The following is a 14,357-nucleotide window of genomic DNA, read 5'->3' on the forward strand; positions in this document are numbered from 1 at the left end:
TTATGCCTCGATTCCTTCGGGGAGCACCTTGTACAGTTGCCGATCGGTCTCTGCCGTTCTTCCCCAGTCACCCTTGTCGTAGTGTTTTACTACTGCGACAAGAATATCCCAGAATTTCTCGCAGAGGTCTAAGTATCCCAGCCCCTCCAAATCTCTGTCTGGATCATGAGGCATTACCTGGGGGCTTTTGGGGTTACTTAATGCGCTACGTTCTCGCATGTAGCGCTCGATCAGGCTGGCGGCTCTGGTGGGCGGGACCTTTTCAGGTTCAATCCCGAGAATGGTTCGGTATAGAGGTGGGTCGTTCGACCAGCATCTCTCTTTACCTTTTTTGTCCCGGTGTTCTCTTATTGCCCACCGGAACTGGACTATAGCGATTTTTGTCACGGCCTTATCCTTGAGTAGGGGGAGAGCCGCTATATGAGCGTGTGTTAATAGCATAACCTTCTCCTTCCCGAAGAGTCGGGCAACTTTCTGCCTCTAGAATAGCAAATTATAATCTACATTGCAATACGTTTATTTCCTTTCGTCAAAATCTAAACAGACCGAATTCATGCAAAAACGTTTGCCTGTGGGGGTTGGGCCGTCTTCAAATATATGGCCCAGGTGCGAGTTGCACTTACTACAAACTACTTCGGTTCTGCTCATGCCGTGTGATTCATCGTGAATCAGATTAACTGAACCAGAGAGAGCTTCATCAAAAGAAGGCCAGCCGGTACCTGAATCAAATTTAGTATCCGAAGCAAAAAGTTTATTACCACATACTACACACTTATACATACCGCTTCTTTTCTCATGCAGCAATTCACCAGTAAACGGCGCTTCCGTCCCTTTCTCCCTCAACACCTTATATTGCTCCTCCGTCAATTTTTTCCTCAATTCTTCTTCGTCCATATTTATATTTTAGCAAAATTATACCCCATCCCCGGATGTATTTGATTTTGATTTATCTCTTACTTATGACACTCTTTTTATATACATCTAAATGTTCCAGAGCGATGCCGGTGCCGAGGGCTACGCAGTAAAGGGCGTCTTTAGCTAGAGCCGCTTTGACCCCGATGCGGCGTAGGACGAGTTCGGGGAAGTTGCGAAGTTGGGAGGAACCGCCGGTCATGATGATGCCGTAGTCGATAATATCGGCAGAAAGTTCTGGAGGAGTTTCTTGCAGGACATCTTTAATCGCTTTGATAATATCGCGCAGTTCTTTGCCGATCGCTCTTACTATCTCATTTGTTTTTATTTCTACTGTTCTGGGTAAGCCTGATATCAAGTCCCGACCTTTTACATCCATCACTAAATCTTCTTCCAATGGGATAGCCGAACCAATTTTTATCTTTACATCCTCAGCCGTTTTGTCCCCGATAGATAGGTTAAAATTTTTCTTTATGTAATCGGCGATAGCCTGATCGATTTTGTTCCCAGCACATTTTACAGAGTTGGCTGCGACAATGCCTCCCATGGAAATGACAGCTACGTCAGTTGTGCCTCCTCCGATGTCGACTATCATGTGACCTCGTGCTTCGTGGATGGGGATACCGGCGCCGATCGCCGCTAGAATCGGCTCTTTTACAACATAGGCATTTTTGGCTCCAGCTTTTATGGCTGCTTCGATCACCGCTCTGCGTTCAGTCGATGTTACTCCTGCGGGAACTGAAATAAGGACATCAGGTTTTATAAAGGTCCATTTACCTAGAGCTTTGTTTATATAATATCGGAGCATGGCTTCTGTTACTCGGTAATCAGCGATGACCCCATCCTTCATCGGCCTGTAGGCGATGACATTGTCGGGAGTACGCCCAATCATGGTCTTGGCCTCAGCTCCCACAGCTAGTATTTTATTGTCCTGCTCCGATACTGCGACAACTGACGGCTCGTTTAGGACGATACCTTTTCCAGGAAGGAAAACGAGGGTATTTGCCGTACCCAAGTCGATGCCGAGCCTTTTATTGAATATGCCCATGTGCAAGCAATACTACACAAAATTGTCGAAAGTCGAAAGTACGTATAGACTTGAAGCAAATGTGGATTATCGAAGTTATCCCAATAAAAAAAGGCTTTGGCAAGGATGGCCTTTCTTACTTCTCGTCCGTTTCGATGGAAGAAGGGAGTATCGTCAAAATACCTTTAAGAGGTAAAACGGTTTCTGGCATCGTCACTGCTTGCACCCCTGCCGCCAAGGCAAAGGCCGAATTAAAATCATCCTCTTTTTCTTTGCGGAAAATTTCTAGTATATCGGCTAAGTATTTTTTTGAAGATGAATGGATCGCGGCTGCCAAAAAAACAGCTAATTTTTTTGCTTATTCTTTAGGTTCGACCATCGCCGCTCTTTCTCCTGTTTCGGTACTTGATAATATTTCAAAATTATCACAGAAGGCAAAAAAGGATAAAGTAAAAAGTACAAGTATTAAATTAAAAACAGAAGTACTCTGCATCCAAAGTGAGGATGAGGAACGTTTCGGCCATTATCGGGCCGCTATCCGCGAAGAGTTTGCTCGAGGTCACTCAGTATTTTTTGTACTCCCTACGATTGAAGATGTTTATGTGGCCGAAGAAGAGTTGCAGAAGGGTATAGCCGATTACACTTTTTCTTTTCATTCCGATCTCGCTTTTCCCGAAATACTGAAAAGGTCGAAAGCAGTTTCCAAAGTGAAGCATCCGGTTCTCGTGGTCGTGACTCCCCAGTGGCTCTTTCTTAAAAGGGAGGATCTCGGCACCGTAATTTTAGATAGTGAAAATAGTTCTGGCTGGAAAACTCTGGGCAGGCCGTATCTCGATATGAGGAAATTTGCCGAATTTTTCGCCAGAGAAAAAGGAGTGAGGTTTATTTTGGGCGCCGACATCCTACGAGTGGAAACTCTGCATCGATACAAACAGGAGGAAATTTTTGCCTTCGAATCAGTGAAATTCAGGTTTTCTTCTTTGGCAGAGTCAGCTCTCATTAGTATGGTAGGGAAGGATGTGGAGAAACAGAAGAAGTTTAGGACTACTTCGCCCGAACTTATGGCTATGGTCAGTGCTGCTAAGGACGAAAAGAAAAATATATTTATTTACGCTACGCGCAAAGGTCTTTCTCCGATCACGGTGTGTAGCGATTGCGGGGAAAACGTCGTTTGTCACAATTGCGCTTCTCCTATGGTTCTGTACAAGCGCGCCAGTGTCAATGTTTTTCGTTGTCATCAGTGTAGTAGCGAAAGGAGTGCAAAAGAAATTTGTAAAAACTGTGCTTCGTGGAGGCTCCAGCCTCTAGGGGTCGGTATAGAAAATATTATTGATGAGATAGAGACATCTTTTCCTGAAGTAAATATTTTACAAATTAGTCGGGATGTCGCTACCCAATCCAGAGCTTCGCAGATTGCTGATAAATTTTATAAAACCCCGGGAACGATTTTAATAGGGACCGAGATGGCTCTTCACTATTTGCGTCAAGGCCAGGTCGATTTTACGGCTGTAGCTTCGATTGATTCGCTTTTTTCTGTCCCCGATTTTAGGATCAGAGAAAAAATATTTCATATTGTGGCCAGAGTGAGGAATCTAGCCCGGGAAGCCTCTATCGTACAGGTGCGCAAGGCTGAGAGGAATACTCTAGAGCTTGCTTTGAGTGGTAATGTTCTTGATTTTTATAAAATGGAAATTGATGATAGGGAAATTTTACAGTACCCTCCATTTTCAGTATTTATAAAGATTACGGTGCGTGGTACTAAAATTACGGTTGAAAAGGAAGCTCATTTCTTAGAAGAATATTTCAGGAAATGGCAGCCGACTATTTTTGACTCTCGTTCCGAGAGGCGCGATAGTCAAGCTGCCTTAAACTGTGTGTTAAAAGTTCCAAAAACGGATTATCCCGATCCTGATTTAAGCTCTAGGCTCCTCTCTTTGCCTCCTCAGTTTGAGATCAAAGTCGACCCTGACAATTTATTGTAGAAATGTTAGATTTTAAGCATGGACGAAATTATCCAGAAGGAGAACCCTATTTTAAGGAAAAAATCAGAGGAAGTGTTGGTAGGTGATATTCCTTCTAAGAAGATTCAAAAAATTATAGCTTCGATGAAAGAAGCTCTCGAGAGCCAGGAGGATGGGGTGGCTATCGCCGCTCCTCAAATAGGCAAGAACCTAAGAATTTTTGTTATGTCTAAAAGGGTATTTGATCTTGTCGGTACTAAGCCCCAAGTTGACAAGCCCTTTGGAGACGCTGTTTTTGTTAATCCTAAAATTACCAAGTTATCACGAAAAAAAATAGAACAAGATGAGGGTTGTCTCTCGGTCCGGTATTTGTACGGTAAAGTAATGAGAGCCGAGAAAGCTACTATAGAGGCATATGATGAATGCGGTAAGAAGTTTGTTTCCGGAGGTTCGGGGTTGGTCGCTCAAATATTTCAGCACGAGTGTGACCATCTCGATGGAGTTCTTTTTATCGACAAAGCAAAGGATCTGCAAGAAATTCCTCCCGAAGTAGAAAAACCACTGAAATGAAATTTGTATTTTTTGGATCAAGCCAGTTTTCTGTTTATGTTCTCGAAGAGCTAGAAAAATCTAGTGTTTTGCCGAGTCTTATCGTCACTGTTCCAGACAAACCCAAAGGTAGGAAATTGATTTTGACTGCGAATGTGGTGAAAACTTGGGCACAAGAAAAAAATATCCCAGTCATTACAGAAATTAATAAAGAAAAATTGAAAGCCGAAAATGCGGATTTCTTTTTGGTAGCAGCTTATGGCAAGATTTTGAAAAAAGAGATTTTTGATATCCCAAAATTTAAAACTCTCAACATCCATCCTTCTCTCCTCCCCAAATATCGCGGAGCTTCGCCTATGATTTCTCAGATTCTAAATGATGCCGGAGGTCCCGAGAGTAGCGAGGGAATGGGCACTTCTATTATGCTGATTGACGAAGGGATAGATACCGGGCCGATATTATCACAACGTAAAATTGTATTTGGTATTCCTCCACCTGCTAAGGAAGGAGGCCCGCCCGAAACGACTGTTTCAGTCGGGCGGGTGGCCGAAGAGCCGGAGGGGGTTTTTAATAGAAGTGAGGTATTAGATATCGAGGAATTAGAACTTTTGATGGCCAAAGGAAGTGTTGATTTATTTGTAGAAATTATAGAAGATTATTTGAACGAAAAAATTGAACCTAAACCTCAAAATAATGCTGACGCCACTTACTGTCATAAAATCAGAAAAGAAGATGGGCTTTTGGATTTGGAGGGAGATGCTCGTAAGAATCTTTTAAAAATCAAAGCGTTTGCAGTTTGGCCTCGCACTTATTTTATAAAAAATGGTAAAAGAATAATCGTCACAGATGCTAGGGTTGAAGATAATAAACTGGAAATTATCCGTGTTATTCCTGAAGGCAAAAAAGAAATGCCCTACGAGGACTTTTTGAGAGGAAACATGTAAAATTAAAGAAATATAAAAAATGTATCTCAAGTCTTTAGAAATATCAGGTTTTAAGAGCTTTGCTAAGAAAAGTAGTCTTGATTTCAAGTCGGCTGTAACAGCGATTGTCGGTCCTAATGGAAGTGGTAAGAGTAATGTGGCCGAAGCCTTTCGGTTTGTGCTGGGGGAACAGTCTATAAAAAGCATGAGAGGCAAAAAAGGTGAAGATTTGATTTGGAATGGTAGTGAGGAACAGCCGCGGGCTAACAGAGCTCTAGTCAAAGCGATTTTCGATAATAAAAAAAAGATTTTTAATTTAGATTTTGATGAAGTGAGTATCGAAAGAGTAGTTAACCGCGATGGTGTTAATGAGTATTCTATAAACGGTACTCAAGTTCGTCTGAAAGATGTTTTAGAGCTTTTGGCGGGAGCCCATGTTGGCGCTTCTGGCCATCATATTATTTCTCAGGGAGAGGCGGACAGGATTTTGACATCTAGTATCAAGGAGAGAAGATCCATGATAGAGGATGCTCTGGGACTAAAAGTTTATCAGTATAAAAGAGTCGAGAGTGAACGCAAACTTGAAAAAACTTTTGAAAATATTTCTCAAGTGGAGTCTCTCCGTAGGGAAATAGCTCCCCATCTACGATTTCTGAAGAAGCAAATGGAAAAAATCGATAAAGCATTGGAAGTAAAGGATGGACTTACGCAGATATACAGGGAATATTTAAAAAGGGAAAGTGTTTTTATCGAGTATGAAAAAGCAAACTTAGCTCTTGAGAAAAAACCTTTATTTGAAAGGCAGGAGAGTCTGAAAAAAAATACTGAAAATCATAAAATATTTGAGATAGAAGCTAATATAAAAAAAGAGAGACAGGAGAAGGACACTCTCTCTCGAGAGGCAGGCAGGTTGGAAGGTGAGATAGCAGCCAGTCAAAAATTGATTGATAAAACAAGACGAGAAATAAATGAGAGAGAAAATATTACCATTTCTATAAAAGAAATTGAAAAATTGTTTCAAGAAATTGAGATAGTGAATGAGATAGTAGAGATAAAAAAGATAATAAGGGGGTTTCTTGATAGTAAAAGGGTCATAAACGGAGAGTCTCTCTTGAAAGAGGCCGAGGAATCGGTACTAGATTTAAAAAGGAGGAAGGAAGAAATAGAACGACAAATCCAAGAAAAAGAATCAAACATCAGAAATCTAGAAAGTTTGGAAAGAGAAGTTTTACAACTTTCTTCTCAGGCTGATGTTATCAAATCCCAAATTGAATCTCTTCATAATAAAGAAGAGAGATTACGCGCCATTGAGGGGGATTTCTTGCGTGAAGTAGAGGAGGCTAGTGTGCTTTTAGGTGTTGCTGTTACTGGATTTAATAATCTTGATATTAGTCGAGAACAAATATTAGGTGAAGAACGAAAAGTTCAAGAAGAAAGGAGGAGGGAAGTAGAGAGGATGAAAATACGATTGGAAGAGCTCGGGGCCTCTGGAGGTGAGGATACAGTAAAAGAATTTAGAGAAGCAACTGAGAGAGATGCTTTTTTGGAACGGGAACTTGCTGATCTTTATAAATCATCTGATTCTTTGAAAACGATGATAGCCGAATTGCAAGATAGGCTTAATACAGAATTTAATCAAGGTATAAGCAAAATAAACTCAGCTTTTCAAAACTTCTTTGAATTAATGTTTGGCGGGGGAACCGCTCGTCTTGAACTTGTCCAAGAAAAAAGCCAAGTTGAGGGAGATTTGGAAGAAGGCTTTGCCCCGAGAAACTCGATCGAAGAGAAGAGCGAAGTGGGGATAGAGATAGATGTTTCGCTACCCAAGAAGCGTATACGAGGTCTCAATATGCTCTCGGGAGGGGAAAGGGCTCTTACTTCTATTGCTTTGCTTTTTGCCATGTCCCAGGTCAATCCACCTCCATTTATTATTTTAGACGAAACCGATGCTGCACTGGACGAAGCAAATTCTAGAAAATACGGTGATATGATAGCTGCTCTTTCTAAGTATTCTCAGCTCATCCTCATCACTCACAACCGCGAAACTATGTCCCGTGCTGGTGTCATTTACGGCGTCACTATGGGCAGCTCTGGCATCTCCAAACTTCTCTCCATCGAATTTGCTGAAGCTGTCGCGGTGGCGAAGTAAATGATAGTCTGTAAGAAATGTCACCTATTCGTTTTGAGATAGAAAAGAAAATCCCAAATTCCCTCGGGCGGGCCGGTAGGTTGAGTACACCTCATGGAGATATTTTGACTCCTGCTTTTGTAGCAGTCGGAACGAAAGGGACAGTGAAATCGCTTACTCCAGAAGAGATAAGAGAAGCGGGAAGTCAGGTCGTGCTTGCAAATACTTATCATCTCTATCTGCAGCCAGGGGATAAGATAATTAAAGAGGCAGGAGGATTACATAAATTTATGAATTGGGGTGGCCCCACTTTCACTGATTCTGGCGGTTTCCAAGCTTTCTCTCTCGGTGTAGCTTATGGTAACGGGATAGGGAAGTTTATAGCCGCAAATGAACCTGATCAGGAGATAATGGAAAGATTGAAAGAAGAAAATAAGCCCGCCCGCCTCGATAACGAGAGCGTTTCGGGCGGGGAAAAATTAGCAGAAAGAAAATCGAAGGTAACAGAAGAAGGAGTGGAATTTGTATCAGTGCTCGATGGCAGTAAACATTTTATGTCACCGGAAGACTCTATAAGAATTCAGAATGACATTGGAGCTGATATGATATTTGCTCTGGACGAATTTACTTCTCCTCATGCCGATCACGCAAAGATAAAAGCGACTATTGAAAGGACAGAAAGATGGGCGAAGAGGTGTTTGGAGGCGCATAAGAAGGGCCTCACCCCCGACCCCTCTCCCAAGGAGAGGGGGGATCGCTTCGGTTGGGATACTGCGATTAAGCTTAAGTTTAGGAACTTACAGGAGCAAGCACTTTTATTTAGAAAGAACCCAACAGAAGCTGAAAAGATTTTATGGGAGCGTTTGAGAGGCAATTTCAATGGTCTTCATTTTAGGAGACAACATGTTGTGGGACATTTTATAGTAGATTTTGTGTGTTTGGCTAATGGATTAGTCATTGAAGTTGATGGTGATATTCACGATGATCAAGTAGAGAGAGATCAAGAAAGGACAAATTTCTTAGAACAATCCGGTTTTAAAGTTGTTAGATTCAGAAATGAAGAAGTTCTGAATAATGTCGACGTTGTTATAAAACAGATTATCGGCATTTTGAAAGCCCTCCCCTTGGGGGAGGGTTTGGGAGGGGCCTCTTCCCAAGCTCTCTTCGGCATCGTCCAGGGCGGTCGGCATGAGGATTTGCGCAAGCAGTCGGCCAAGTCGATCGGTAATATGGATTTCGATGGTTTTGGTATTGGCGGTACTTTCGTGAAAGAAGATATGGCGACGGCAGTGCATTGGGTAAACGAAGTTTTGCCAGAAGAAAAACCACGACACCTTCTCGGGGTGGGGGAGCCTGTGGATTTAATTTTAGGCGTGGAAGAAGGTTGTGATACTTTCGATTGTGTTGCTCCCACCCGTATTGCTCGCAACGGTACTCTTTATACTCGCAACGGAAAAATAAATATTACAAACGCAAAATACAGTAATTTTTTTGAGCCGATAGAAAAGGGTTGTGGCTGTTATACTTGCAAGAATTATACGTGTGCTTATGTGTCGCACTTATTTCGGGCTAAAGAAATGCTTGCGGCCACTCTCGCTAGTATCCACAATCTCTATTTTTTGAATAATCTCATGACTGAAATTCGGCAGAGCATTCTAGATGGTAAATTTACTGAATTAAAAGAAGAATTTTTAGGTAAGTATAAATCTTAATTTCTTGCTATCATTGAAGGCTTATTTATATGCACGGTAAATTCAAAATAAAAAGTACCCATAAACCTGCTGGGGATCAACCGAAGGCTATAGAGAGTTTAGTGAAAGGATTGAAGAAAGGTTTGAGCAGTCAGACCCTTTTAGGTGTAACGGGAAGCGGTAAGACATTTACGATGGCTAATGTCATAGAAGCCGTGCAAAAACCGACTCTTGTCATTGCTCATAATAAGACATTAGCTGCTCAATTAGCTCAAGAGTATCGAGAATTTTTTCCCGATAACGCTGTGCATTATTTTGTCTCTTATTACGATTTCTACCAGCCAGAAGCCTATATGCCAGTCACCGACACTTATATAGAGAAAGAGGCCATGATCAATGAGGAAATAGAAAGATTGCGTCATGCTTCGACTCAGGCACTCTTGACCAGGAAAGACGTGATAATAGTCGCTTCAGTATCGTGCATTTATGGTTTAGGCAGTCCTGAAGAATACGAAAAAGTAAACCTTAAAATAATAAAAGACCAAAAAATTGCTCGGGGAGATTTTATGCGCAATCTGATAGCTATACATTATGAAAGGACTACCCTCGATCTGAAATCTGGCTTTTTTCGGGCTCTTGGGAATACAATCGAGGTCATTCCAGTCTCAGAGAATAATATTTACAGAATAGAAATTGCAGAAGACAGGATCCAAAAAATCCAGAAGATAGATGCTATCACTAGACAAGTAATAGAAGAGCCAGAAACATTTTATTTGTTTCCTGCAAAACACTTTATTACGAGTGACGAGAAGCTCAAGGTTGCATTCAAAACTATAAAATCCGAACTAAGCGATCAACTAAAGAAGTTTGAAAAAGAAGGCAAAATTCTAGAAGCCGATAGGCTGAAAAGAAGAACAAGTTATGATCTCGCTATGATAAAAGAGATAGGCTATTGTAATGGTATTGAAAATTATTCTCGTCATTTTGATGGGAGATCAGTCGGTGAACCAGCTCACACTCTTCTATCGTATTTTCCACGCACTTCCGATGGAAAGTCCGATTTTCTCACTATAATAGATGAGTCGCATGTTACTGTTCCTCAAATCGGAGCGATGTACGCTGGGGATCAAGCGAGGAAAGCAACATTGGTGGAACATGGTTTTAGATTGCCATCAGCGAAAGATAATCGTCCTCTCAGGTTTGAAGAGTTTGAACAGAGAGTGGGACAAGTAATTTATACTTCAGCTACTCCTGCCAAATATGAAATCGAACATAGTCAAAACGTCGCCGAGCAGGTTATTCGACCAACTGGTCTTATTGATCCAGAGGTAAGCATCCGGCCGATCACGGGAAGTTACCAAGGGTCACCCTTGGCCGGAGCCCTTGGGCCAAAGGTGACCCTTGGTAACCAAGCAAGATATCAGGGCCAAATCCAAGATTTCATTAAGGAAGCTGAAAAGGATGTAAAAAAGGGGGGTAGAGCTATTGCCACTACTCTTACTAAGAAGATGGCTGAAGACCTTTCAGAATACTTGAAGGATAAAAAAATAAAAGCAGAGTACTTACATAGCGATATTAAAACAATAGAGAGAATAGAGATACTAACAAAATTTAGGAGGGGTTCAAAGAATGGAGGGTTTGATGTGCTTGTGGGTGTAAATCTTTTGCGGGAAGGACTCGACCTGCCAGAAGTTTCCTTCATCGGAATTTTGGATGCCGATAAAGAAGGTTTCCTGCGAAGCGAAACTTCACTTATTCAAATCATCGGTCGTGCCGCCAGGAATGTGGACGGTAGAGTCGTCCTTTATGCTGATCGTGTCACTGGTTCTATGGAAAGAGCAATAGGGGAAACCAATCGTCGTCGAGCTATTCAGCTTGAATACAATGAAAAGCATGGTATTACTCCGCAAACTATCATAAAAGAAATCAAAGATATTACTGATCAACTTCAAAAAGGGCACAGAGAGGTGGTGGGGGCGCTCCTCAAAATTGATTCTAAAAATAAAAATATTCCAAAACTTATCCGCACCAAAGAAAAACAAATGAATGCCTCGGTCAAAATCCTTGACTTCGAAACTGCCGCTATCCTCAGGGATGAAATAAAAGAGCTAGAGAAAATAGCCTCTAAGTAGTAAAATACAAAGGTATATATCTTGAAATTAAAAATTAAAAATTTTACACTATGTCCTTAAAATCTGGGGTGGGTATCAGTCAAGGAGATGATTCATATACTGTCGGAGCCAATGCTTGTCAGGACGCTATAAATAATTTAGGGGAAAGCGACCCAAGCCTCCTCATCGTATTTTCTTCTGTAAAGTACGATCAGCAAAAAATGCTTGATGGGGTGCGTTCGGTTAGTCCTAAAGCACTTCTCGTTGGTTCCTCTACTGCGGGAGAAATTACTACTAATGGTCCTGCTAAGTATAATTCTGTCGCGGTGATGGCCATCAAATCCTCCGATATTAAATTTTACGCTGGGGTAGGGGAGGATATCGCGAGTGGTGCGAGGGAGGCTGGCAGGAGAGCAGCAGATGCAGTAAAGGCTTTAGCGCAGGAACCGCTGAAAACATTCATGATGATTCCCGATGTACTCGTGGGTAATGGAGCTGAAATAGTGCGAGGGGTGCTCGATTCTTTAGGAGAGCATTTTCCTGTCGTCGGCGGGGCTTCTGGTGATGATTTCGAATTTAAAAAAACCTATCAGTATTTGAACGACAAGGTTTATTCCGGGGTGATTATTGGCCTAGGACTTACCGGTAACTTCAAAATAGGCATAGGAGTGAAGCATGGCTGGATACCGGTAGGTGAACCTCTAAAAGTAACTAAATCTTCTGGTTCGATCCTACATGAACTTGATGGCAAGCCAGCTATAAAAATTTATGAAGATTATTTTGGTGAGGACGAAGCTAAATCTTTACGCACCGAAACTCTTGCCAAGCTTGCCATTACTTATCCTTTGGGTATGAAAGTAGAAGGCAGTGATGAACTCTTGATTAGAGATCCAATAACAGTCGATGCTGCAGGTTCCATCACTTGTGCGGCAGAAATACCAGAAGGCTCTGATATCCGCCTTATGGTTGGTAGTCGTGAAGAAGCTGTAAAGGTGGCTAAGGCTGCAGCCATAAGTGCAGTAGAGCAGCTTGGTGGTGAAAAACCAAAAGCTGTCATTATCTTCAACTGTATTGCTCGCAGTAAACTTTTTGGTGATCGTTCGGGAGAAGAAATAGATGCTATACAAGAAGCCGTAGGAACGGACGTTCCCCTAATCGGTTTCTATACCTATGGTGAGCAGGCGCCTCTTGGAGGTGAGGTGCGTAATATAGAAAAGTGTAACCCCGCATTCCATAACGAGACGGTAGTTATTTGTGTTTTAGCTGATTAAAATCTATGGATTTATTTTCTTTATTTGTTAAAGAAAACGTAGCTATTGTCATCGGGGCTATCATCACATGTATCTTTATATACAAATTTTCCACTGAATCTAGACTTCGAAGTCTGCGAGACAAGGTAACCAAACTTGAAGAAGTTTCCAAGGATCACAGTAAAAGTGCCACTCTCCTTATTAGGCGTGATTTGGAATTGCAAAGAGCGACTGAAAAAATGCGGGAGTTGGACAAAATAAAATCAAACTTTATCTCGGTTGTGGCACACCAACTACGCACTCCGCTCTCTGGTATTAAGTGGACTTTAAACATGATTATTTCTGGAGAACTAGGGCCTATAAATAATGAACAAAAAACTTTTCTGCTCAAGAGCTATGAAAGTAATGATAGGATGATAAATTTAGTCAATGATATGCTCGGGGCCGACAGGGTGCAGTCAGGCAAAGTGCATTACAATTTTAGGTATATCGATATTCTTGATCTTTTAGATAATGTGCTTTTTGAAATGTCCTCTCAGGCTCATAAAAAAAACGTCTCAGTGGAATTTAATGAAAAAATAGCTTTTCTGCCCAAAGTTTGTGTCGATCCGGATACGATGCGAGCAGTATTCCAGAATTTGCTTGAGAACTCTATAAAATATACAATTGATGGAGGTAAGATAATTATAGGAGCGAAGACAGAAGGCAAAAACGTCCTCATAGAAATTAGCGATAACGGTATCGGTATCCCTAAGGTTGAACAAAACAATGTCTTCAATCGTTTTTTTAGAGCTACTAATGCTGTTAAAAAAGAAACAGATGGTTCAGGTTTGGGCTTATTTATTGCCAAGTCTGTAGTAGAAAAGCATGGAGGCAAGATCTGGTTTGAGAGCGAAGAAGGTCAGGGCACTAAATTTTTCTTCACCATACCAATCACTTAATTTATTTTAATGTTACAGAATATGAAAAAAATACTTATAATAGAGGACGATTCCTTTTTGGGTGATGTTTTGGTGCAAAAACTAAAAGGTGAAGGTTTTGAGGTTTCTCTCGCTCGAGATGGTGCAGAAGGATTGAAAGACATAAGAGAAATAAAACCTGACTTAATCCTGCTAGACATTGTTCTTCCAACCATGAATGGATACGAAATACTTGAAGCCAAACAGGCTGATAAAGAAATATCGACTATTCCTGTTATCGTCATTTCTAACTCTGGTCAACCCGTCGAGATAAGTAGAGTCCTTTCTCTGGGAGTGAAGGATTATTTAGTGAAAGCCCAGTTCGATCCTCAAGAAGTAGTTTCGAAGGTGAAGTCGCAACTCATCAAGGGTAATGAGGCTGCAGGTTCTAAAACTTCTGGAGAATTACCTCGGGGGGCCGCTGCTCTTGCCGGTAAGAAGGTTATGTGGGTGGAAGATGATAAATTTCTTTCCGATATTATTGCTCGAAAGCTCTCTTCAACCGGCTGTACGCTCTTTCATGCTCCTGATGGTGAAGCCGCTTTAAAATTGATAGCTGAGCAAATGCCGGATATAATTATGCTCGATGTTCTTCTCCCGGGTATGGATGGATTTGAAGTATTACATCGTATTAAAGCTGATCCTAAAACAAGTAAGGTTCCAGTTATAATGCTTTCAAACTTGAATCAAAAGGTCGATATCGATAAGAGTAAGGAGTTGGGGGCAGCTCAATTTTTGGTCAAAGCTACCATGTCTCTCGATGAAATTATCGAGAATATTCGTCTTATTCTTAAATAGAAAGAGGTTTTTTTCTGTGTTATACTGCTGCACATATACCCCCTAAAG

General features: G+C 41.4%; 12 protein-coding genes. 9 read left to right on the forward strand and 3 right to left on the reverse strand.

What is annotated here, in order from left to right:
• From VJH67_03680 to VJH67_03690, 3 genes are all read right to left on the reverse strand, one after another.
• Entirely contained in the window at positions 1 to 441 is a 441-nt protein-coding gene (locus VJH67_03680; protein HEY4516258.1) for a hypothetical protein, read from the reverse strand.
• A gap of 75 nt (positions 442 to 516) precedes the next feature.
• Positions 517 to 894, reverse strand: coding sequence for a peptide-methionine (R)-S-oxide reductase MsrB (msrB, locus tag VJH67_03685; protein HEY4516259.1), 378 nt, complete (start codon positions 892 to 894; stop codon positions 517 to 519).
• 52 nt (positions 895 to 946) lie between these two features.
• A complete protein-coding gene (locus VJH67_03690) occupies positions 947 to 1,960 on the reverse strand; it encodes a rod shape-determining protein (protein ID HEY4516260.1) in 1,014 nt (337 codons plus the stop codon).
• A 59-nt stretch (positions 1,961 to 2,019) separates the two neighbouring features.
• Between VJH67_03690 and VJH67_03695 the strand changes: the two genes are divergently transcribed.
• From VJH67_03695 to VJH67_03735, 9 genes are read left to right on the forward strand one after another with little or no spacing between them, the layout of a single operon-like run.
• A complete protein-coding gene (locus tag VJH67_03695) occupies positions 2,020 to 3,921 on the forward strand; it encodes a hypothetical protein (GenBank protein ID HEY4516261.1) in 1,902 nt (633 codons plus the stop codon).
• Positions 3,922 to 3,939: 18 nt separating this feature from the next.
• Positions 3,940 to 4,470, forward strand: coding sequence for a peptide deformylase (gene def, locus VJH67_03700; GenBank protein HEY4516262.1), 531 nt, complete (start codon positions 3,940 to 3,942; stop codon positions 4,468 to 4,470).
• On the forward strand, positions 4,467 to 5,393 hold the full coding sequence (locus VJH67_03705; protein ID HEY4516263.1) for a methionyl-tRNA formyltransferase: 927 nt from the start codon (positions 4,467 to 4,469) through the stop codon (positions 5,391 to 5,393). The genes def and VJH67_03705 overlap by 4 nt, the downstream gene beginning before the upstream one ends.
• Before the next feature lie 19 nt (positions 5,394 to 5,412).
• The gene (locus VJH67_03710) at positions 5,413 to 7,521 is read left to right on the forward strand and encodes an AAA family ATPase (GenBank protein ID HEY4516264.1); all 2,109 of its coding nucleotides are present in this window, start codon (positions 5,413 to 5,415) and stop codon (positions 7,519 to 7,521) included.
• A gap of 17 nt (positions 7,522 to 7,538) precedes the next feature.
• Positions 7,539 to 9,212, forward strand: a complete 1,674-nt coding sequence (locus tag VJH67_03715) for a tRNA-guanine transglycosylase (GenBank protein HEY4516265.1) — start codon at positions 7,539 to 7,541, stop codon at positions 9,210 to 9,212.
• Between the two features lie 29 nt (positions 9,213 to 9,241).
• The gene (locus VJH67_03720; GenBank protein HEY4516266.1) at positions 9,242 to 11,323 is read left to right on the forward strand and encodes an excinuclease ABC subunit UvrB; all 2,082 of its coding nucleotides are present in this window, start codon (positions 9,242 to 9,244) and stop codon (positions 11,321 to 11,323) included.
• Between the two features lie 50 nt (positions 11,324 to 11,373).
• Positions 11,374 to 12,573: an FIST N-terminal domain-containing protein gene (locus VJH67_03725; protein HEY4516267.1), complete on the forward strand. Its 1,200-nt coding sequence runs from the start codon at positions 11,374 to 11,376 to the stop codon at positions 12,571 to 12,573.
• A gap of 5 nt (positions 12,574 to 12,578) precedes the next feature.
• Complete coding sequence (locus tag VJH67_03730) at positions 12,579 to 13,493, forward strand: HAMP domain-containing sensor histidine kinase (GenBank protein HEY4516268.1); 915 nt, start codon at positions 12,579 to 12,581, stop codon at positions 13,491 to 13,493.
• A 21-nt stretch (positions 13,494 to 13,514) separates the two neighbouring features.
• Positions 13,515 to 14,309: a response regulator gene (locus tag VJH67_03735; protein HEY4516269.1), complete on the forward strand. Its 795-nt coding sequence runs from the start codon at positions 13,515 to 13,517 to the stop codon at positions 14,307 to 14,309.
• The last annotated feature ends 48 nt before the right edge of the window (positions 14,310 to 14,357 follow it).

It is taken from the genome of Candidatus Paceibacterota bacterium, assembly GCA_036517255.1.
GTDB lineage: Bacteria > Patescibacteriota > Minisyncoccia > Phycocordibacterales > WO2-35-19 > DATDXE01.